The 19,085-nt window shown below is 57.8% G+C and carries 20 protein-coding genes and 1 tRNA gene; 7 read left to right on the forward strand and 14 right to left on the reverse strand.

Annotated elements, in window-relative coordinates:
- Window positions 1-277: 277 nt before the first annotated feature.
- The 4 genes from MWU51_RS14230 to MWU51_RS14245 all read right to left on the reverse strand — a co-directional run bounded on the left by MWU51_RS14230 (window position 278) and on the right by MWU51_RS14245 (window position 3,647).
- A tRNA-Arg gene (locus MWU51_RS14230) sits at window positions 278-354 on the reverse strand.
- A gap of 44 nt (window positions 355-398) precedes the next feature.
- Window positions 399-1,439: a LacI family DNA-binding transcriptional regulator gene (locus MWU51_RS14235; RefSeq protein WP_247038179.1), complete on the reverse strand. Its 1,041-nt coding sequence runs from the start codon at window positions 1,437-1,439 to the stop codon at window positions 399-401.
- A 95-nt stretch (window positions 1,440-1,534) separates the two neighbouring features.
- The gene (locus MWU51_RS14240) at window positions 1,535-2,314 is read right to left on the reverse strand and encodes a 3'(2'),5'-bisphosphate nucleotidase CysQ (RefSeq protein ID WP_247038181.1); all 780 of its coding nucleotides are present in this window, start codon (window positions 2,312-2,314) and stop codon (window positions 1,535-1,537) included.
- Window positions 2,301-3,647: a metallopeptidase TldD-related protein gene (locus MWU51_RS14245; protein WP_247038183.1), complete on the reverse strand. Its 1,347-nt coding sequence runs from the start codon at window positions 3,645-3,647 to the stop codon at window positions 2,301-2,303. Before MWU51_RS14245 ends, MWU51_RS14240 begins: the two co-directional genes overlap by 14 nt.
- A 131-nt stretch (window positions 3,648-3,778) precedes the next feature.
- Here MWU51_RS14245 and MWU51_RS14250 point away from each other — a divergent pair, with 131 nt between their 5' ends.
- The gene (locus tag MWU51_RS14250) at window positions 3,779-4,534 is read left to right on the forward strand and encodes an SDR family oxidoreductase (protein ID WP_247038186.1); all 756 of its coding nucleotides are present in this window, start codon (window positions 3,779-3,781) and stop codon (window positions 4,532-4,534) included.
- Window positions 4,531-5,163 carry an enoyl-CoA hydratase/isomerase family protein gene (locus tag MWU51_RS14255; RefSeq protein WP_247038188.1) on the forward strand — a complete coding sequence of 211 codons (633 nt, stop codon included), beginning with the start codon at window positions 4,531-4,533 and terminating at the stop codon, window positions 5,161-5,163. Before MWU51_RS14250 ends, MWU51_RS14255 begins: the two co-directional genes overlap by 4 nt.
- Here MWU51_RS14255 and MWU51_RS14260 read toward each other — a convergent pair.
- Window positions 5,160-5,492, reverse strand: a complete 333-nt coding sequence (locus MWU51_RS14260; RefSeq protein WP_247038190.1) for an HNH endonuclease — start codon at window positions 5,490-5,492, stop codon at window positions 5,160-5,162. The two genes, MWU51_RS14255 and MWU51_RS14260, sit on opposite strands and share 4 nt — an antisense overlap.
- Before the next feature lie 45 nt (window positions 5,493-5,537).
- On the opposite strand from MWU51_RS14260, the gene MWU51_RS14265 reads away from it, so the two are divergent.
- Both MWU51_RS14265 and MWU51_RS14270 read left to right on the forward strand, forming a co-directional pair.
- Window positions 5,538-6,863 (forward strand): mechanosensitive ion channel domain-containing protein, encoded by a 1,326-nt coding sequence (locus MWU51_RS14265; RefSeq protein WP_247038192.1) that lies wholly within the window; start codon window positions 5,538-5,540, stop codon window positions 6,861-6,863.
- Complete coding sequence (locus MWU51_RS14270; RefSeq protein WP_247038194.1) at window positions 6,860-8,056, forward strand: TIGR03862 family flavoprotein; 1,197 nt, start codon at window positions 6,860-6,862, stop codon at window positions 8,054-8,056. Before MWU51_RS14265 ends, MWU51_RS14270 begins: the two co-directional genes overlap by 4 nt.
- Here MWU51_RS14270 and MWU51_RS14275 read toward each other — a convergent pair.
- The 5 genes from MWU51_RS14275 to MWU51_RS14295 all read right to left on the reverse strand — a co-directional run bounded on the left by MWU51_RS14275 (window position 8,032) and on the right by MWU51_RS14295 (window position 13,237).
- The gene (locus MWU51_RS14275; RefSeq protein ID WP_247038196.1) at window positions 8,032-8,622 is read right to left on the reverse strand and encodes a glutathione S-transferase family protein; all 591 of its coding nucleotides are present in this window, start codon (window positions 8,620-8,622) and stop codon (window positions 8,032-8,034) included. The genes MWU51_RS14270 and MWU51_RS14275 overlap by 25 nt on opposite strands.
- Window positions 8,619-9,644 carry a DNA polymerase III subunit delta gene (holA, locus tag MWU51_RS14280; protein WP_247038197.1) on the reverse strand — a complete coding sequence of 342 codons (1,026 nt, stop codon included), beginning with the start codon at window positions 9,642-9,644 and terminating at the stop codon, window positions 8,619-8,621. The genes MWU51_RS14275 and holA overlap by 4 nt, the downstream gene beginning before the upstream one ends.
- Window positions 9,641-10,138: an LPS assembly lipoprotein LptE gene (lptE, locus tag MWU51_RS14285; protein ID WP_247038199.1), complete on the reverse strand. Its 498-nt coding sequence runs from the start codon at window positions 10,136-10,138 to the stop codon at window positions 9,641-9,643. Before lptE ends, holA begins: the two co-directional genes overlap by 4 nt.
- Window positions 10,125-12,668: a leucine--tRNA ligase gene (gene leuS, locus MWU51_RS14290; RefSeq protein WP_247038201.1), complete on the reverse strand. Its 2,544-nt coding sequence runs from the start codon at window positions 12,666-12,668 to the stop codon at window positions 10,125-10,127. Before leuS ends, lptE begins: the two co-directional genes overlap by 14 nt.
- A gap of 74 nt (window positions 12,669-12,742) precedes the next feature.
- Window positions 12,743-13,237, reverse strand: coding sequence for a DUF3576 domain-containing protein (locus MWU51_RS14295; protein ID WP_247038203.1), 495 nt, complete (start codon window positions 13,235-13,237; stop codon window positions 12,743-12,745).
- A gap of 295 nt (window positions 13,238-13,532) precedes the next feature.
- Here MWU51_RS14295 and MWU51_RS14300 point away from each other — a divergent pair, with 295 nt between their 5' ends.
- Both MWU51_RS14300 and MWU51_RS14305 read left to right on the forward strand, forming a co-directional pair.
- Entirely contained in the window at window positions 13,533-14,372 is an 840-nt protein-coding gene (locus MWU51_RS14300; protein WP_247038205.1) for a porin, read from the forward strand.
- A 95-nt stretch (window positions 14,373-14,467) separates the two neighbouring features.
- Window positions 14,468-15,121: a YggS family pyridoxal phosphate-dependent enzyme gene (locus MWU51_RS14305; RefSeq protein WP_247038207.1), complete on the forward strand. Its 654-nt coding sequence runs from the start codon at window positions 14,468-14,470 to the stop codon at window positions 15,119-15,121.
- A gap of 60 nt (window positions 15,122-15,181) precedes the next feature.
- Here the strand turns inward: MWU51_RS14305 and MWU51_RS14310 are convergent, their stop codons facing one another.
- Both MWU51_RS14310 and ribA read right to left on the reverse strand, forming a co-directional pair.
- Complete coding sequence (locus tag MWU51_RS14310; protein ID WP_247038864.1) at window positions 15,182-15,670, reverse strand: L,D-transpeptidase family protein; 489 nt, start codon at window positions 15,668-15,670, stop codon at window positions 15,182-15,184.
- Window positions 15,671-15,687: 17 nt separating this feature from the next.
- Entirely contained in the window at window positions 15,688-16,767 is a 1,080-nt protein-coding gene (ribA, locus tag MWU51_RS14315) for a GTP cyclohydrolase II (RefSeq protein WP_247038209.1), read from the reverse strand.
- A 154-nt stretch (window positions 16,768-16,921) separates the two neighbouring features.
- On the opposite strand from ribA, the gene MWU51_RS14320 reads away from it, so the two are divergent.
- Entirely contained in the window at window positions 16,922-17,608 is a 687-nt protein-coding gene (locus MWU51_RS14320; RefSeq protein WP_247038212.1) for a response regulator transcription factor, read from the forward strand.
- 163 nt (window positions 17,609-17,771) lie between these two features.
- Here MWU51_RS14320 and MWU51_RS14325 read toward each other — a convergent pair whose 3' ends face one another.
- The gene (locus tag MWU51_RS14325) at window positions 17,772-18,143 is read right to left on the reverse strand and encodes a 4a-hydroxytetrahydrobiopterin dehydratase (protein ID WP_348646744.1); all 372 of its coding nucleotides are present in this window, start codon (window positions 18,141-18,143) and stop codon (window positions 17,772-17,774) included.
- A gap of 148 nt (window positions 18,144-18,291) precedes the next feature.
- Window positions 18,292-19,002 carry a VIT1/CCC1 transporter family protein gene (locus tag MWU51_RS14330; protein WP_247038214.1) on the reverse strand — a complete coding sequence of 237 codons (711 nt, stop codon included), beginning with the start codon at window positions 19,000-19,002 and terminating at the stop codon, window positions 18,292-18,294.
- Between the last annotated feature and the right edge of the window lie 83 nt (window positions 19,003-19,085).

Consider the following 19,085-nt stretch of genomic DNA (forward strand, 5'->3'; position numbering starts at 1 on the left):
AGGATTCGAACCTGCAACCTGCCCCTTAGGAGGGATGCGTTCATAGCGCTATTCCTTTTGTGATTTCTTACTGTTGGGTGTTTGTACAGCGTCATCCGGTACGTGGTTTGTACGAAAACGGGCCCTGATGTCGGCCTCGTCGGTCTCCGCGTGAGCATAGATTCGCATGGGCAAATTNAATCGGCCGTTTCAGCCGATTTCGCCGCGAAAGCGCATGGGACTTTTTGCACGCTTCCGCACAACGTCCTGTAAATAAGCCATATTTTTCAGGCAGTTTTGGCGACCCCGGCAGGATTCGAACCTGCAACCTGCCCCTTAGGAGGGGGCTGCTCTATCCAGTTGAGCCACGGGGTCGTATGGGTGGAATAGTGTCAGGTCACGGGCTTGTCCAGCCAAGCCTACTTACGCCTGAGCGTGTCGCCGGGCTGAATTTTTGGGGTCAGCTCGATACGCTCTCCACCACCACCTGCGCCATCTTCGGCGCTGCGTTCGGCGATGATGCGGGCGGCTGCGCGGCCAATCTCCGCACGGCAAGCGTCCATAGTGGCAAGTTGGCGGGGCAGGCCGTCCAATAGCTCTACCCCGTTGAATCCGGCAAGCCCGATTTGCCCGGGTACGCTGATCCCCTGATCCAGACAATACAGCAATCCGCCTGCCCCGATCATATCGTTGGAATAATACAGAAAATCTATCTCGGGCGTGCGTTTCAGCATCGCTTCGGTCATTTCGCGCCCCTTGGCCAGCGCCGATCCGCCCTCATAAAACTCCCGATCAACGATTTCGACGCCTTCTTTGGCCAGCGCTTCGGTGAACCCTTCAAACCGTTTACGGGCGCGGTGATCCAGCGGCATTTTGGTGCCAAGGAAGCCAATATTGCGATAGCCTGCTTTCAGGATCGCATTGGCCATCTTTCGGCCTGCCCGTCGGTGCGAAATTCCGACACAAGCGTCGATCGCCTGACCGTCTGTGTCCATGATCTCGACCACCGGAATGCCAGCGGCCTTCAGCATCGCCTTGGACGCGTCGGAATGTTCAAGCCCCGCGATGATCACGCCGGACGGACGCCAGGACAGCATCTCATACAGCACTTTTTCCTCGCGCTCGGGCTTGTAGTTCGTAACACCCACAACTGGTTGCAGAGGCGTTTCGTCCAGCACCTCGTTGATGCCGGTCATGACCTCGGGAAACACCATGTTGCTGAGCGAGGGGATGATGACCGCAACCAGATTGACCCGTTGCGAGGCCAAGGCGCCTGCGATCTTGTTCGGCACATAGCCCAGATCTTTGGCCGCCTCCAACACCCGCTCGCGGGTGGTTTGGCTGACATCGCCACGGTTTCGCAACACCCGGCTGACCGTCATTTCACTAACGCCGGAAGCCTCTGACACGTCACGAAGGGTAAGGGGACGGCGATTTCGGGATGGGGCTGTGTCTGTCACGAAGGCATCCTTGCAAATAAGTGGATGCACTTATGTTAGCGATAAAGTTTTTCTTGGCAATGACCTCTTTTCACACCGATGTTAGCCTAACATCGCTATGCCAGACGGGTCAGCAGCGCGTCGTGAATAATCGCACCACCGGCGACCATGCCGGAAAGCTGCGGGACGGGGTTGTTGAAACGCGGGGGCTGACGTGTGCGGTCGCTGACAGCGCCGCCGGCTTCTTCGACGATAAGGCTGCCGGCCGCAACGTCCCATTCCCATGTGGGATGCAAGGTCATCATCGCGTCAAACCGGCCTTCCCCCACCAGCGACAAGCGATAGGCAAGCGATGACCGGAACTTGCGTGAGATGGGTGGAACGGTAGCGTTGATCCAACGCGATGGAACGAAATTGGGTTTTGCGGCCAGAACGGTCGCCCCCTCAAGCTCTGTGCGCTTGCTGACCTCCAGAGGTTGGTGGTTCAGCGTGGCGCCAAAGCCGCGCGCAGCGGCATAGAGCTTATCGCGTAGCGGAAGATAAACCACTGCGGCTTCCACCCGTCCTTTGCGGGCGATAGCAAGTGAATGTGCCCACGTGGTAGATCCTTCGATGAAAGATCGCGTACCGTCGATGGGATCGACGATGAACACGTGCTCGGCAGACAGCCGTTCTGCACCATCCTCTGTCTCTTCCGACAACCAGCCATAGCCAGGCCGCGCGGCGGTTAGTTCTTCGCGCAGCATCTGGTCCACCGCCAGATCGGCCTCGGTCACGGGGCCTTGGCCGCCGGGTTTGTCCCAGCGATCTGCGAACCCATGGAAATAGCGTGCGGCGATCTTGCCTGCGTCCTGCGCGGCGTCGATCAGCAGGGACAGGTCATCAGTCTCCGGCAATGGTCATTCCTTCGACCAGCAAGCTGGGAACCATGCGGCTCAGGTGGGCCTCGGCGTCGTTGGCGGGAATGATCCGGCGCAGCATGTCCCGCAGATTGCCCGCAATGGTGCATTCATTGACCGGATAGGCGATCTGGCCGTTTTCGACCCAGAAACCTGATGCGCCGCGTGAGTAATCGCCTGTTGTCGGATTGATGGTCGAGCCGATCATCGAGGTGACGAGCAAACCGGTTCCCATCTGCGCCGTCAAGTCCATTTTGGTCGATTTGCCTTGTGTTAGGGTCACATTCGAGATTGAGGGCGACGGCGGTGATGATGTGCCTCGCGATGCGCTGGCTGTGCTGTTCAGGCCCAATTTGTTGGCCGTTGCAATGTCCAGCGTCCACCCGGTCAACGTGCCGTTGTCAATGATCTTGCGGACCCGTGTGGCCAGCCCTTCTCCGTCGAAAGGACGCGAACCCGATATGCGCGGGCGGTGTGGGTCTTCGATCAGGTCAATGCCGTCGGGCAAGACCTGCTCGCCCAACGCGTCGCGCAGCCAGGATGAACCGCGGGCGATCATGGCACCGTTGACCGCCGACAAAAGATGTCCGATCAGCGACGAGGAAATCCGCTCGTCATAGAGAACCGGAAAGGCTCCGGTTGGGGGTTTTCGTGCGCCCGCGCGCTGCACCGTGCGCCGCCCGGCCTTCGTGCCAACCTCGACCGCCGAAGGAAGATCGGCCTGAAAACTGCGCATTTCGCCGGCATAGTCACGCTCCATCGTGGCCCCTTCGCCAGTGATTGCAACGGTAGAAATGGCGCGATGGGTGCGCCCGTATCCGCCGGAAAACCCGTTGCTTGTCGCCAGATGGAATTGGTGTCGCCCATATCCGGCAGAACTGCTGGATACCTGCGTCACACCTTCGACCGCCAGCGCAGCGGCCTCTGCTTCGGCAGCATCGCGTTCCAGATCAGCCGGGTCGGGTTCGGCCGTCGGGTCTTGCAGGTCCAACGCAGCCAGATCCCAGTCGCTGGCCAGCATCTCGGCTGTGGCCTGCGCAATATTGGGATCTTCCGGGGCTTCCTTGGCCATCGCGACTGCGCGTTCCGCCATGGTCTGAATGGTTTGCGTCGAAATGTCCGATGCGGAAACACAGGCTTGCCGCTGCCCAACCAGAACGCGCAGACCGATATCGATGTCCTCTGATCGCTCGGCATGTTCCAGTTTCCCGTGCAACACGTCGATCGACACCGATGTCCCGTCAACCGCGAGCGCATCCGCCCCATCGGCCCCGGCCTTCTGGGCGGCGTCCAGCAACTGCTGTGTCAGATCGTCAAGCGTATTTGTCATGTCGGTCCCTTTCCCGGTCGTGTCCCTGAGGTAACGTCAGGGGCGCGTGGTCGCAAGACGTGACTCTGGCCTAAACCACTTTGCTGGGCTAGCACTTAGGGGACAGCACTTAGGGGACAGGAGGAGTGACGATGACAGACATGACCGGAAAAACCGTATTGATTACCGGTGCCAGCCGCGGGATCGGCGAGGCCGCCGCCCATATCTTTGCCCAGGCCGGGGCCAATGTCGTGCTGACGGCGCGTGGGAAATCCCAGATCGACGCGATTGCTGCCGCAATTGGCGACCGCGCCCTCGCGGTGCGATGTGACGTATCAAAATGGGAGGATGTGAAATCTGCCGTTGACGCGGCGGTCGCCAGATTCGGCAATGTCGATGTCTTGATAAACAACGCAGGCGTGATCGAACCGATTGGACCATTGATAGACTCTAATCCGGCCGAATGGGGTCATGTGATCGACGTGAACCTGAAGGGTGTCTATTATGGTATCCGGGCAGTGATGCCGATCATGGCGGCGCAAGGCGGTGGGTCAGTACTGACCATCAGCTCGGGTGCCGCGCATAACGCGCTGGAAGGCTGGGCGCATTACTGTGCGTCGAAGGCAGGCGTGCATATGTTGAACAAGGCGCTGCATCGGGAGGGCGCGGGCAAGGGCATCCGCGCAATCGGCCTGTCGCCAGGCACCGTTGCCACCCAGATGCAACGCGAGATCAAAGGGTCGGGTATCAACGCGGTTGCCCAGCTTTCATGGTCCGAACACATCCCGCCAGAATGGGTCGCCCGCGCGCTGTTGTGGATGTGCACCGAGGATGCAGACGATTTCCTTGGCGAAGAAATCTCGCTGAGGGACGAAGGCATTCGCGAGCGTGCGCAGGTTCGTAGATGATCGACCTCGAAAAGCAGGATGGGGTCTGGATTGTGACCCTAAACCGCCCTGAAAAGGCTAATTCTTTAACGAAGGCGATGCTGGAAGAACTGGCGCAGATCGCCATGGATGCGGCGGGCGAGGCGCGGGTTCTGATTCTGACCGGGACGGGAAAGGTGTTTTCAGCGGGCGCAGATCTGGGCGAAGCCCGCGCAGGTCTTGCCGTAGACGGCGTTTGGGAGCGTCTATCCAATGCGGTCTCGGCGGCGCCGTGCCTGACCATTGCGGCCCTGAACGGGACTTTGGCAGGCGGTGCGTTCGGTATGGCGCTGGCCTGTGACATCCGCATCGCAGTACCCGAGGCGTCATTTTTCTATCCCGTGATGAAGTTGGGCTTTCTTCCGCAACCGTCTGACCCACGTCGCATGGTGGGGCTGATTGGACCAGCACGCACCAAAATCATCCTGATGTCGGGGCAGAAGGTACAAGCCAGCGAAGCGTTGCAATGGGGGCTTGTGGACCGTTTGGCCCCGCGCGACACATTGATAGATGTAGCTTTGGACCTTGCCGATGCTCCGCGTGCTCAGCAGGCAGAACATGTTGCCGAGATGAAGCGGATGATTCCAAAGATAGGCTCTGATACGCCTTAACTTCGTCCCCGGCGGCGACGCGTGCCTTTTGTTACCGCATAGAAGTCGGGCGGCCGTTTGGCCACCCAGGTGATAAACCGTGCCAATGCCGGATAGGATCGTAGCGCCGCAACGGTGTTGAACTGGCGCGCGAGTTCGGCCTCGCTCAGTTCAAGATGGATCTGATTGTGGCAAATCTGATGTAAAAGTACTGTCGGGCCGCCTTTACCACCCCTAAGCTTAGGCACGAGGTGATGCCGACTTTGCGCCACGACAGGTGGAATCGGCCTGCTACATAACGCGCAGATCGGCACAGAATCCTTGCCCTTTGAAGCCAGATCGCTATCCATGCCGGATAGTTTTGCACACTTCCCCGTTTTGGCAAGAGGACACGCATGGAGAACCGCCCGGAAATTCTGGATCAGGCCATCGGCTATTTCAATCAAGCGTGGGAGCTTGCTGAAGGGTGGCTTTTATCACCGGCTGCGTGGTCTCAGTTCGGCTTGCTGGTGGTCGCCTATCTGGCGGCGCATTTGGTTGCCCGTAAACTATCCCCTGTCATCACGCGATTGCTGTCCCCCGCTGGCAGTGCAAAGAGCTTGCTGTCGAAGGCTCGGTTGTTCCTTCTGATTTTCCTGCCGCTGACTCTGCCACTTCTGGCATGGGCGTTTACCGGGATCGGTGAACAGGTTACGCGGTCGTTGTTCGGATCTGGCGCAGTGATCGCGTTTGGTAAACGCGTTTTTTTGTTTCTTGCGATACGCGCACTTGTGAAGCAGGTCCTGAAGGATCCGTTCCTGAAGCTGCTGGGGCGGTATGTGCTGATCCCTGTGGCAGGGCTCTACGTGCTTGGGTTGCTTGAACCGGTCACGACGAAGTTGGAAGAAACCATTGTGCCGCTGGGCAATATGAGCTTCTCGCTTTTGTTTGCATTAAAATTTGTCGTGATCAGTGGCGCAATTTTCTGGCTCGGACGCTGGTCGAATGACCAGACACGACAAGCCATCAAGAAACAGAAAGAGATGCGCCCAGCCACGCGTGAACTGGCTGCCAAGGCGGCCGAGATCGCAATCTTCGGCGTCGCCTTCCTGATTCTGATGAACATCATGGGTATCAACCTGACCTCGCTTGCGGTTCTGGGTGGTGCAATTGGCGTTGGGTTGGGTTTCGGACTGCAACAAATCGCGTCAAATTTCATCTCGGGCGTCATCCTTCTGTTGGAAGGTCAGGCGACCGTTGGCGACTACGTTGAGCTTGACGGTGGCGAGGCGGGCACGATTGTCAAGATGACGGCCCGCGCCGCCATATTAGAGACGTATGATGGCCGTTGGATTGTTGTTCCGAACGAGCATTTCATCACCACCCGTGTCGTCAATTATTCGGATGCGGGTAGCGCAAACCGGTACGAAGCGCCGTTCTCGGTCAGCTATGATTCCGATATCGAGGCGATCCCCGAGCTGATTGAAAAGGCAGTGGCTGAGCTTGATTTCGTTCTGACCGGCACCGAGGAACAAGATCCCGACTGCGAGTTGCGCGCCTTTGGTGACAGTGGTGTGGATTTTGCGGTGGAGTTTTGGGTGAACGGCATCGACGATGGGCGCAACAAGTTTACACCGCGTGTCATGATGCAGGTCTGGAAAACGCTTAAGGCCAACAACATCGAAATCCCCTATCCGCATCGCGTGGTCGAGATGAAAGCGTCTGCCCAGGACACCGCGTGACACAGGCCTTGGTCATCGGTGCCGGACCTGCGGGCTTGATGGCGGCAGGTGAACTGGCGCGGGCTGGGCTATCTATGACGATTGCAGACGCCAAACCTTCACCAGCGCGGAAGTTCCTGATGGCTGGTAAATCCGGGCTGAACCTGACGAAAGCCGAACCTCTGGATGAATTCTTGAGCCAGATTCTAGGGCCGGAACACCTTCGCGAAATCGTCGCGGATTTCGGACCCAAGGCCGTTCAAAACTGGGCGCGTGAATTGGGGCAAGATGTGTTTACCGGATCATCGGGGCGCGTCTTTCCCAAGGCGATGAAGGCCTCGCCCCTTTTGCGCGCGTGGTTGGCCGAGTTGGACAGTCTGGGTGTTCAGATAAGACGGGGCTGGTATTGGACCGGGATCGACGGGCGTGACATGAAGTTCGTAACTCCCGATGGCGATCAGACGCTTCGCCCGGATGTGACCGTTCTGGCGCTGGGTGGGGGTAGTTGGTCACGCTTGGGGTCTGACGGCAAATGGGTCTCTATTCTGGCAGAAAACGGTGTCACCTGCACTTCGTTCTTACCGTCAAACATGGGTTTCGTGGTGAATTGGTCAGACCACATGCAGCGTCATTTCGGGGTTCCGATCAAACCCGTGCGCCTGCATGTGGGCGATATGTCGGTGGTGGGAGAGTTCGTTGTCTCCTCCCACGGCATCGAAGGGTCAGCCGTCTATGCCGTCAGTCGGGAAGTGAGGAACGGGGCGGCGTTGACCGTCGACCTGACACCAGACCGAAGCGAGGCGGATGTAAAGAACCGTTTGGCAAAACCGCGTGGAAAAGCCAGCCTGACAAACCACTTGCGCAAAACCTTGAAGCTGGACCCTGCCAAGATCGCGTTGTTGCAGGAGTTTGGCCGTCCTTTGCCAACAGACACGAAGGTGTTGGCTAAATTGATCAAGGTACTGCCAATCCGACATCAAGGCCCGCGCCCGATCGACGAAGCGATTTCAACCGCAGGCGGCCTGTCATTCGATGCGTTGGATAACGGATTGATGATTAAGGCGCTGCCCGGTGTCTTTGCCGCGGGCGAGATGTTGGACTGGGATGCGCCAACAGGCGGATATCTTTTGACGACCTGTCTGGCGACGGGGCGATACGCCGGACGGGCGGCAGCAAATTGGGCGCAGAATCAGATGGCAGAGACCCGCAGATAAGCCGGTCGGTTTCGCAACGGTTTTGCATAGGCGCGGAAGGCGGCGTTTTCTAATGGGAATCCTGCAGCGATGGCCCAGCTTCCGCAATGTGTGGCCAGAATGTCGGGTACCGTCATTTGATCGCCCATCAGAAAGGGCGTGTCACCTTTGCGACGCATCAGTTCATCAATCGCGCGTGCAAACTCCCATTTCAGGCTCTGTTTCACCTCGGGAACGCGTTTTTCTTCGGGCAGGACAAATGTATGGCGGGCGGCAGTCCAGAGGCTTGCGTCCATTTCATCCAGAATGAAGTGGGTGAAGCCGTCCTGCCGCGCACGGTCAAGCGTGCCAGTGGGATAGGACAACGCGCCGTGTTTGTCGGCCAGATATTGCATGATCGCTGTGCTGTCGGTCAGGGCGGCATCGCCGTCCAGCAGCACAGGAACCTTTCCTGCGGGGTTGAATTTGCGCAATGCGTCAGATTGCGGAGGGTGCGTCAGGCGGTCATAGTTTTGCCCGAGCTCCTCTAACATCCATAAAACGCGGAAGGTGCGGGTCACGGTCGGCCCGATCACGGTGTAAGTCATCTTTTTCCTCCCAGCATGGCCAAGCGTATCAAGGTGCGTTCCATCAGTGCCATCACTGGCGCTTTCTGGGCTGACCGCAAAGTCAGGTCGGTTTCCACCAGAATTTCCAGCGCCTGTTCCAAGCGTCGCAACCCCCATTGCTGGGCTTGCCGCACCATGCGGTCGCGGCTTTTGAAATGCACCGGGGGGCGCAAACGGTTGATGCCTTGGGCTGGTCCGGCCGGGTCGGCGCAGGCTGCATGCAGCGCGCGGAAATGACGGGTGGTATTGATACACAGGCCAACCGGATCGACCCCTTGCGCCTGCAATCGCACCAGAACAGGCCCTATTTCACCTGAACGCCCCTCAGCGGTGGCATGAAGCAGTTGATCCAGACCGGCCTCGGTCGAGGTGGGTGCGACTGCCTGAACGTCCTCGGGGGTAACGGGTGTCGGATCGCCCAACTTATAAAGCCCAAGTTTTTCGACGGTCTGTCGGAAATCACCTGGATCCAGATCGCGCGACAATCCCGTCAGGTCAGTCATCGCCGCAGATGATATGTCCGAGACCCCGGCGCGCTTCAGGTCAGCGTCAATCTCGTCTCGTGTCGGCGGGTCATCGTATATCCCGACCGCATAGGCATTGGGGTGTGTTTCAAAAAGCTTGCGCAGCGCACCACGGTTTTTCAGGTTGCCCGCGGTGATGACAAGTTGCGCGTCGCCATCCTGCCAATCCTCAAGTGCGGCGGTGATGACGCTGGCTGTGGATTCGGTCGCGTCCTCGACAAAGGCAACGCGGGGACCGGGGAAGAAGCTTTGCGACTTGATGGCGTCGGACAGCACTGCTGGATCTTTGCGCAAATCGCCTGCTGCGATCCGGGACAGGCGCATTTCTTCTTCGCCCTGTGGGCCGATCAGGTTGGCAATTAATTCTTGCCGTTTTAGGGCCACGCGCATCGCGTCGGAGCCAAAAATTAAAACGCCGGTGCGACTGGGATCAGGCTTGGCAAAATACTTTACGGCGTCGCGCGGCGCGAGCTTCATGAGTCCCAACCTGCGAACGTGGCGGTGAATCGCGTGACCATCATATCGGCGAGTGACACCATCAAGCGCCGATTTGCATCCCGTTCAACTGATGCCGTCGACACGGTTGAGCCTTCGGTGGAATAGGACGCGAAGCTTGACAGGCTGCCACTTTCCACCACGTCGCCCGTTGCGACTGACGTGACGGAAAACTCAATCGCACCAAGGATTTGGGTGCGAGTGATTTCTTGCCTTGGGGTCACACCGACATCCTCAGATCGGGTGGTGATGGTATAGCTCAGCTTGTACGGGGCTGATAGGTTGCGGCCCAAACGTTCTTCCAGGCGTTTTACCAATTCATAGCTGTTGGCGTCAGAAGGCGCGGCCACGGTCACAGCACCGCGCAGACCATCCGCCGACCCACCTGGTGCATAGACCGGAGAGAATCCGCAGGCGGACAGCGCCGCCGAGGCGACCAGTGAGGTCAGGATAAATCGACGATTAGACCACGACATTCACGATGCGCCCCGGAACCACGATGACTTTCTTGGGCAACTTTCCATCAAGCGCCCTGATCACAGCATCCTCGGCCAGCGCCAGTTTTTCAACCTCGGCCTTGTCCATATCCTTCGGCACGCTGATTTCTGCGCGCCGCTTGCCGTTGATCTGGATGGGCAGGGTGACTGTGTCGTCGACCAGCATCGCCTCGTCCGCTTTGGGCCATGGGGCTTGGGCCGCCAGCCCTTCTCCACCCAGCATTTGCCAGATTTCTTCCGACAGGTGCGGGGTCATCGGGCTCATCAACTGGGCCAGTGCGCGCATTGCTTGTTTCTGGGCCTTACCGCCAGCTTTCGACTTCGCGATGGCGTTCTGAAAGGCGTAAAGCTTGGCGATGGCGGCGTTGAATCCGAAGCTTTCAATGCCCATGGTCACGTCGTGGATCGCCTTGTGCATGGCACGCAGAAGATCAGCATCGTCGCCGTCGGCATCGTCCATTTCCGCGATCTTGGTGGCGGTGGCGTGGACGCGAGCCAAGTGCTTGGCTGCGGCTTCCGCACCCGAGGCCGTCCATTCCACATCGCGTTCGGGGGGCGAATCGCTCAGCACGAACCAGCGCGCGGTGTCGGCCCCGAAGGATGAGATGATCTGAGCTGGATCAACCACGTTCTTCTTGGATTTCGACATTTTGGCCGAAGGGATGACCTCGACCTCGGTCCCGCAGGCCCCAAGGCGCGCACCGCTTTCGGTCCACTCGATGTCTTCGGGCAAGTGATACACAGGCCGGTCGTTTTCATCGCGCGTGACATAGATCTCATGTGTGACCATGCCTTGGGTGAACAATGCGTTGAACGGCTCGATCGCTTTGTCGGGTAGATGGCCGCAGATGTTCATCGCGCGGGCGAAGAAGCGGGAATAGAGCAGGTGCAGGATCGCGTGTTCGATGCCGCCGATATACTGGTCGACATTCATCCAATAGGACGCGTCGTCCATATCCGTGGGCGTGTCGGCATTCGGAGACGTGAAGCGCGCGAAATACCAGGACGAATCGACAAACGTGTCCATCGTGTCGGTTTCGCGCTGGGCAGGCTTGCCGCAGGACGGACATTTGCAGTTGCGCCAGGTGGAGTGACGGTCCAGCGGGTTGCCGGGTACGTCGAAGGTGACGTCCTCGGGCAGTTTGATCGGCAGATTCTCTTTCTTTTCAGGGACAACGCCGCAATCGGGGCAATGAACGACAGGGATCGGGCACCCCCAATAGCGTTGGCGGCTCAGCCCCCAGTCGCGCAGGCGGAATTTCTCGACCCCTGTGCCCCAGCCAGCCTTTTCGGCAAAACTGATCGTCGCCTCAATCGCCTCGTCACCCGTGGCCTCGTCCAATCCGGCGAAATGATTGATCCACTTCACTTTTTCCGTCTTAGGCGGCACGAAGGCTTCTTTTTTGACGGGTGAGGGGTCTACCAGCGACAGGAACGTGTCGATCACCGGCAAGTCATACTTGCGGCAGAAGTCCAGATCCCGCTGGTCATGGGCCGGGCAGGCGAAGATCGCGCCGGTGCCGTAATCCATCAGGATGAAGTTGGCGATCCAGACCGGCAGTTCCCAGTTTGGGTCCAGCGGGTGTATCACGCGGAGGCCGGTGTCGTAGCCCAGCTTCTCGGCGGTTTCGATGGCTTCTTCCGTGGTGCCGCCCTTGCGCATGTCGGCGAGTTTGGCGGCAATCTCGGGGCTCTCGACCTCAAGTGCCTTGGAAATGGGGTGGTCGGGCGAGATACCGATGAAGGACGCGCCCATCAGCGTGTCGGGGCGGGTCGTGTAAACCTCAATCTCGCCACCATCCACACGTTCAAAGCTGAATTGCAGACCTTGCGAGCGGCCAATCCAGTTGGCCTGCATGGTGCGCACCTTCTCTGGCCAGTTGTCCAGCCCGTCCAGCGCCTCCAGCAACTCGCCGGAATAATCCGAGATCTTGAAGAACCATTGCGTCAGGTCGCGACGTTCGACCGGGGCACCGGATCTCCATCCGCAGCCGTCAATCACCTGTTCATTGGCCAGAACGGTCATATCGACCGGATCCCAGTTCACCGTGGCGTTCTTGCGGTAAACCAGCCCGCGCTCCATGAAATCAATGAACATCGACTGCTGCTGGCCGTAATATTCCGGGTCGCAGGTGGCAAATTCGCGGCTCCAGTCAATCGACAGGCCCAACGGCTTCATCTGGCCCTTCATCGTCTTGATGTTGTCATAGGTCCACGTGCCCGGGTGGCCACCTTGTGCCATCGCGGCGTTTTCCGCAGGCATCCCGAACGCATCCCATCCCATCGGGTGCAACACACTGAAACCACAGGATGATTTGTAACGTGAGATCACGTCGCCCATGGTGTAGTTGCGCACGTGACCCATATGAATCCGGCCCGACGGATAAGGAAACATCTCTAGCACATAATACTTGGGGCGCGTTTCATCGCGCTTGGCGGTGAAAATTCCGGCCTTGTCCCAGGCTTCTTGCCATTTCGGTTCGATATCGGCGGCTGTGTATCGCGACATGCGGCTTGGTCCTTGATGTAGAAACGCCGGGCAACTGGCCCGGCGCTTGTCTTATTCCTATGGTCGATCCGGGTCTAGAGGTTGCCGTCACGAATCCGCAGCTGGCGCGCGCGGGTCAGGATCGCATCCTCGACCTTGCGCACGGCTTCGGCGCTTGCGGGGCCGGAGCTGGTATAAAGCGCAACTGACAACGACCGCGCATCCAACGCGGGGTCGCGCACATAAACGGTGGCTTTATGGGCGGTGCCGCCACCGGGCGGGCGACCAAAGCCAAAGACGATAATGCCCGAGAACGGGTCAGCGGCCTGAACGGGCATGAAGCTCAGCACATCCAGCGAGGCATTCCAGATATACCGGTTAACCTCGACCGTGGTGTTGGGATCATCCACATTTGCAAACAGATCCCAGATCGTCTCACGCCGTTCTTCTGCCTGAGGTGAATGCTGAACCGTGTTGCCTTGTTTCTGGCCACCGCCGAATCCCAAGGATCCGCTGCCGCCACCACAGGCCGACAGCCCCAGTACACCAATCAATGAAATCCCGAATGCGACCGACCTGAAGATGCGCATAAAAAAGCCCCGTTTCCTCAATTTCCTCTTGTTAGTATATAAGGCCATACGGGCGGGCAAGCGTTTTCCCAACCAGAGCTTTTGTGGGCCAAGACGCTGGAAAAGAGCGGGAATACTGTGATCCCGAAGCAGCGGTCTGAGAAACTGTGGCATAGAAGCACCAATTTCAGCCGCAATCCGATTTCTGGTTTCGCATTTCTTGCAAACACCGGCGGAAAGGTAGATTGAACCATCATACTCAATTCGGATTTCCCTGAATTGAGGTGCACTATTGAAACACATGAGGGAAAACGAAATGAAAAAGATTCTTCTCGCATCGTCCGCACTGGTTGCTTCGGCTGGCTTTGCCGCCGCTGACATCAGCTTCTCGGGCGAAGCCGGTATCGGCTTTAAATACATGGACGTTGCTGTTGGTGACGACTGGACGCTGGACCACTACCTGACTCTGTCGGTTGCAATGACCGGTGAAACCGATGGCGGCCTGGGCTTCGGCGCAGAAGTTGACATCACCTCGACCGCTGGTGGCGGCGCAGTTGACGATTCTTCGGCTTACATCGAAGGCGGCTTCGGCAAGTTCTCGGTCGGCGCTGTTGGTTCGGCTGTTGATGCAAAACTGGGTCTGTCGGACATCGGTTACGGCGGTATCGGCACCGACAACCTTGCAGAAACTCTGGTCGACATTGCTGACCAAGGTAACATGATGTACGAAGGCACCTTTGGTGACTTCGGGATCGCAGTTTCGCACGACTTCAACGGCACCGACATCACGTCGATCGCAGCCACCTACTCGATGGGTGACTTCAACGTTGGTCTGGGTTACGACGATTGGGGTGTTGTGAACGCCAGCACGTACCACGTGAAAGCCGGCGCTAACATCGCTGACTTCTCGGTCAACGCTCTGTATTCGCGCAACAGCGACATCGACACCACAGCTTACGGTATCCACGGTGCTTACACCATGGGCGCAGTTGTTGTAAGCGCAGCTTACTCGAAGCTTGAAGTTGGTGCAGCTTCGACTGATGCATACGGTCTGGGTGTTGCATACGACCTGGGTGGCGGCGCGACCTTCAAAGCCGGTGTTGGCGAAGTTGGCGGCGCGACCAAAGCCGACCTCGGCATCATCATGCTGTTCTAATCCTAACGGATTATTGAATAGGGAAGAGCGGGCCTTGTGCCCGCTCTTTTCTTTTGGGACACCTGTGTTTGAAAGTTCTAGCTACAAGGTGACCCATGCCACTTTCCGACATTCAGGATCGCATTGCCAAGGAAGAGGCTCGCGTTGGCCGTGCGCCCGGTTCGACCAAACTGATCGCCGTGTCCAAGGTTCAACCTCTGGAACGCGTAGTCGCGGTTCTGCAAGAAGGCCACCGTGTCTTTGGTGAAAACAAGGTGCAAGAGGCCGCCGGCAAGTGGCCGGATCTGAAAGAGCGGTTCGATGGTGTCGAGCTGCATCTGATCGGTCCGCTGCAATCCAACAAGACCCGTCAGGCGATGGGCTTGTTCGATTTGATCCATTCCGTCGACCGTCCCAAATTGGCCCGCGCCATTGCCCGTATAGCGGAAGAAGAAGGCCATTGTCCGAAGCTGTTTGTTCAGGTGAACACCGGCGAGGAGCCCCAGAAAGCAGGTATCCTGCCCGACGATCTGGATGATTTCGTCAGCGAATGTCGTGATCTGGGCCTGCCAATCATCGGTCTGATGTGCATTCCGCCGGTGGAAGAAGAGCCGACCTTGCATTTCGCTGTGCTGGCCAAGATGGCCAAACGCAATGGGTTGGAACAATTGTCGATGGGTATGAGCAGTGATTTTGAGCGTGCGATAGCTCAAGGTGCGACCCATGTGCGTGTCGGATCCGCAATTTTTGGTGAACGGGACTACGGTTAGGGGCCTTGCCCCTCGCGGCATAGCCGCTCACCCCAGGATATTGTGGGACAAGAAAAAGGTCTAGCGGACAATAATGCGGCTGTGGGGCGTCCAGTGAGACAGAATCCAACGCAAGTCTTTGGGGGCGAAGGCCAGACACCCGGCTGTCGGATGCCGTGGTTTGCGCCATTGGTGGATGAAGATTGCAGAACCTTTGCCCGGTTTGGCATCGGGCCAATTCCAGTCGCTGATCAACACCACGTCGTAAAGCCGGGCGGTCATACGTAGCTTTTCGTGGCTGAATGGATGGTTGTAGGACGACAAGCCGTGATTATAGGCCGGGTCGGTCGGATCATCGGACCAGACGTCCCGCGGGCCAATTGGATCTAGGGAAAGCGGCGTGTCAGGTGCTTTCGTTCGGTCCGCACGATAGCGACCACCAACGATCCACCACACCCCGCGCGGAGTGGCTAAATCGCCTTCGTGTTTGTCATTCGTCATGCCGCCGCGTCCTATGGCGATGGGGAGTTGTCGCCCCATAAAGTGTGCGCGCCAGCGAGTGACGACCATGTCCGTGCGTCGCGGGATCACAGGAAATGTCCGGATTTACGGGCCTTGGTGGCGAGATATGCTTTGTTGTGGGTACTTTTCCCAACCTTCAACGGCACCCGATCTGTCACCTGAATGCCCGCTTCGTTCATCATTGCGACCTTGCGCGGGTTGTTGGTCATCAAGCGCACCGAGGAAAACCCCAATGACTTCAAGATCATCGCACCGATGCGGAAATCCCGTTCGTCATCTTCGAAGCCCAGGCGGTGGTTGGCTTCCACCGTGTCAAATCCCTGATCTTGTAGAGAATAGGCGCGCATTTTATTCGCCAATCCGATGCCGCGACCTTCCTGATTCAGATAAAGCAACACTCCGTGCCCGTCTTGTCCGATCATGTTCAAAGCCGTGTGTAGCTGCGGGCCACAGTCGCACTTCAGGCTGCTCAGTACATCGCCCGTGAAACAGGCCGAATGCAACCGTGCCAGCACTGGTAAGTCGCGCGACGGGCAGCCAATTTCAACCGCATAGTGCTCTTCGCTGCCGTCATCTGGGCGGAAAATATGCAGGCGTCCGGCTTCGCTGACGGTCAGGGGCAAACGCGCATGGACGACAGGAGCAAGGGAGAGGACATCAATCATTTCCTTGTCCAGCGAGACATGAGTCAGGTTCTTTGCAGAGGCAATTTCAGGTGTGTTAGTGACTTCGATCACGACTGTCGCTGGCAGGAGGCGCGCAGATTTGCAAAGTGCAATAGATTGCGCTTCAAGCCCGTCTTCACCACCGCGAAGGGTGCGAAATGGTCCCTTCATGGGGTGGGCAAGATCATCCGCAGGATCGGCGACCGAAGAAATCCAATCAGTTCCGGCATCGCGCGGAAGTTCGATTCGAGCCACGAGGTTGGAATAGGCGCGCGCTTTCAGCGTGTCCGCCCGCCGAGGCGTGATGGCCACAACTGGAGCGCCCAGAGCGCGCATTTCGTTTAAACGTCCGGATGACAGTGTTTCAGCCGCCGCAACCAGCACAGCACGGCCATCACACGTCAAAACCACCGGCACCCCCATGCGCAAATCGGCGCGTGCGCGGGCCAGAAGCTCGGTCTGATTTGGGGCAAGTGTCATTGGCATCCTTTCACGTCTCATACCTAGGACGAACTGTCACGATATGAAACATTTACCGGTGAAATGACACGAGGCCGTGAGACTTCTGTTGCAAATCTTGCCAATCGCGTGAGGGGGTAACATCTGTTTTATCAGCACGACAGAGGAGGGCGACATGTCCACGCTGAAAAAAATACTGCTGGTTGATGACGATGAGGATCTGCGCGACGCGTTGGCCGAACAGCTTCTAATGACCGAGGATTTCGATGTGTTCGAGGCGGGCAATGGGGCCGAGGCGCTGACCAAGTCGAAGGAGGCCATCTATGACCTCGTGATCCTTGATGTGGGCCTGCCGGATACGGATGGCCGCGAGCTATGTCGCGTGATGCGCAAGCAGGGGGTTAAGTGTCCAATCCTGATGCTGACCGGCCATGACACGGATGCCGACACCATTTTGGGTCTTGATGCGGGTGCCAATGACTATGTATCGAAGCCTTTCAAATTCCCGGTGCTTCTGGCCCGTATTCGCGCCCAATTGCGCCAGCATGAGCAAAGCGAAGATGCGGTGTTCCAGCTTGGGCCGTACACGTTTAAGCCGTCGATGAAGATGCTTATTACCGAGGAAGACCGGAAGGTTCGTCTGACCGAGAAAGAGACGAACATTCTAAAGTTTCTCTATCGCTCAAACGACGGTGTGGTGGCGCGCGATGTGCTGCTGCACGAGGTCTGGGGCTATAACGCCGGGGTCACAACCCACACGTTAGAGACACATATTTACCGCCTGCGCCAAAAGATTGAGCCTGATCCGTCAAACGCGCGGTTGCTGGTGACGGAAAGCGGCGGGTATCGGTTGAACGCCTAGAGTTCCCTCGTGTCCGGGGTTACGGGCACATTCCTCCCTGATGGACTGGCCGGGCCTTCGTGCCCGGTCTTTTTTGGCTGGCCGCATAGCGGACAAGTAGCTCCCCGGACTATTAAATGCGAGCGCGATGCTGCTTCGCTCGATCGGTTCTTGAGAGGCTTTTTTAACGTCGCGCGTCCGGACCACATAAACAAGCAATTGGCTCGGAAATATCCGATTGATAGCTTACTGGGGTCGAAGCAGCTGCAAGTGCGTCCATCTTCTTCGCCAGTTTAATATCCAAGTTCGTTAGACCGTCGGCGTCGTGCGTCACTAAAGTGACGTCAACAGTTCGATAGACATTGAGCCATTCCGGGTGATGGTTCCACTTCTCACACCAAATCGCGACGCGGGACATCCAACCCCAAGCCTCTACAAAATTAGAGAAAATATACACCTTCCGGATTGCATCACGGTCCGCGACCGCTCCCCAACCGACCTCTCCCAACGGGATGAGATGTTCGTGACGTTCTTCGGGTGTCAAAGTATCTGCCATTTTCAGCTTCCTCCACTCAAAGAGTATAACTCGCCGAACGGCCGACGGATATCTGTGTCTGTTCCGGGCTCTGCGCCTACGTTCATTCAGGAAACACGATATTGTTTTAACTCCGACCTGACTGTCGTGTCCCAAAGGGCTTGTCACCTCAAACATTAAACAACATGCCCACCCCATACGCCAAGCCCGCCGCCGCGCCTCCAATCAACATGGTCTCAAATGCGGATCGCCACCATGGGCTAAGGGACCAGTGGCTTTTCAGGGCACCGATTGAAAAGAAGCTGGCCATGGTCATCCAAGCCGAGATGGTGAAGGCACTGTCGAGCTTTAGGATGAACGGCAGAAGTGGAATCATGCCGGCCACAAGGAAAGACAAGAAGGTGGTCATTGCCGCGCGCATGGGGTGCGGGTCGATGCCGCCCAAACCGTATTCTCCATCCATCATCAGGTTGATCCAGCGTTCTTTGTCTTGTGTCACTGCGTCTGTCGCGTCGTCCAAAATGCGGTCACTTAGCCCTTTTTGCGCAAGGATTTCACGCACTTCGAGCCATTCGCCTTTCGGGTGGATCCGGATGTGTTCTTCTTCGATCTTGCGGATGCGACGATAGTTGTCCTGCTCGGCTTTGGTGCCGGAATAGGCAGCAGCAGCCATAGAAAACCCATCGGCCAGCACATTGGCCAAACCCAGAACGACAATGATGAATGGTGACAGTCCAGCCCCCGCCACACCGGCCACAATGGCGAAGGTCGTGACCGACCCATCAATGGCCCCATAGACTGCATCGCGCAGCACCCCTTTGCCCGGGGGCGCGCCAATTCGGGCGGTGATTTCCTGTGGGCTGTGACCGTGATCGGACATGGCTGACCTCCGTTGAGGTCAGTTTGCAGCTTGGGGCAATTGCTCGCCTTAAGGCAGATCAAAGCGTACGCGGCCCAACAGAA

The sequence above is a fragment of the Aliiroseovarius sp. F47248L genome (genome assembly GCF_023016085.1).
Lineage (GTDB): Bacteria > Pseudomonadota > Alphaproteobacteria > Rhodobacterales > Rhodobacteraceae > Aliiroseovarius.

Excerpts from the sequence above, each read along its gene's own strand:
- MWU51_RS14245 (WP_247038183.1), bottom strand. The coding sequence starts at position 3,647 with ATGACAAATACGCTTGACGATCTGACACAGCAGTTGCTGGACGCCGCC.
- MWU51_RS14250 (WP_247038186.1), top strand. The coding sequence starts at position 3,779 with ATGACAGACATGACCGGAAAAACCGTATTGATTACCGGTGCCAGCCGC.
- MWU51_RS14255 (WP_247038188.1), top strand. The coding sequence starts at position 4,531 with ATGATCGACCTCGAAAAGCAGGATGGGGTCTGGATTGTGACCCTAAAC.
- MWU51_RS14260 (WP_247038190.1), bottom strand. The coding sequence starts at position 5,492 with ATGGATAGCGATCTGGCTTCAAAGGGCAAGGATTCTGTGCCGATCTGC.
- MWU51_RS14265 (WP_247038192.1), top strand. The coding sequence starts at position 5,538 with ATGGAGAACCGCCCGGAAATTCTGGATCAGGCCATCGGCTATTTCAAT.
- MWU51_RS14275 (WP_247038196.1), bottom strand. The coding sequence starts at position 8,622 with ATGACTTACACCGTGATCGGGCCGACCGTGACCCGCACCTTCCGCGTT.
- holA (WP_247038197.1), bottom strand. The coding sequence starts at position 9,644 with ATGAAGCTCGCGCCGCGCGACGCCGTAAAGTATTTTGCCAAGCCTGAT.
- lptE (WP_247038199.1), bottom strand. The coding sequence starts at position 10,138 with ATGTCGTGGTCTAATCGTCGATTTATCCTGACCTCACTGGTCGCCTCG.
- leuS (WP_247038201.1), bottom strand. The coding sequence starts at position 12,668 with ATGTCGCGATACACAGCCGCCGATATCGAACCGAAATGGCAAGAAGCC.
- MWU51_RS14295 (WP_247038203.1), bottom strand. The coding sequence starts at position 13,237 with ATGCGCATCTTCAGGTCGGTCGCATTCGGGATTTCATTGATTGGTGTA.
- MWU51_RS14300 (WP_247038205.1), top strand. The coding sequence starts at position 13,533 with ATGAAAAAGATTCTTCTCGCATCGTCCGCACTGGTTGCTTCGGCTGGC.
- MWU51_RS14305 (WP_247038207.1), top strand. The coding sequence starts at position 14,468 with ATGCCACTTTCCGACATTCAGGATCGCATTGCCAAGGAAGAGGCTCGC.
- MWU51_RS14310 (WP_247038864.1), bottom strand. The coding sequence starts at position 15,670 with ATGGTCGTCACTCGCTGGCGCGCACACTTTATGGGGCGACAACTCCCC.
- ribA (WP_247038209.1), bottom strand. The coding sequence starts at position 16,767 with ATGACACTTGCCCCAAATCAGACCGAGCTTCTGGCCCGCGCACGCGCC.
- MWU51_RS14320 (WP_247038212.1), top strand. The coding sequence starts at position 16,922 with ATGTCCACGCTGAAAAAAATACTGCTGGTTGATGACGATGAGGATCTG.
- MWU51_RS14325 (WP_348646744.1), bottom strand. The coding sequence starts at position 18,143 with ATGGCAGATACTTTGACACCCGAAGAACGTCACGAACATCTCATCCCG.
- MWU51_RS14330 (WP_247038214.1), bottom strand. The coding sequence starts at position 19,002 with ATGTCCGATCACGGTCACAGCCCACAGGAAATCACCGCCCGAATTGGC.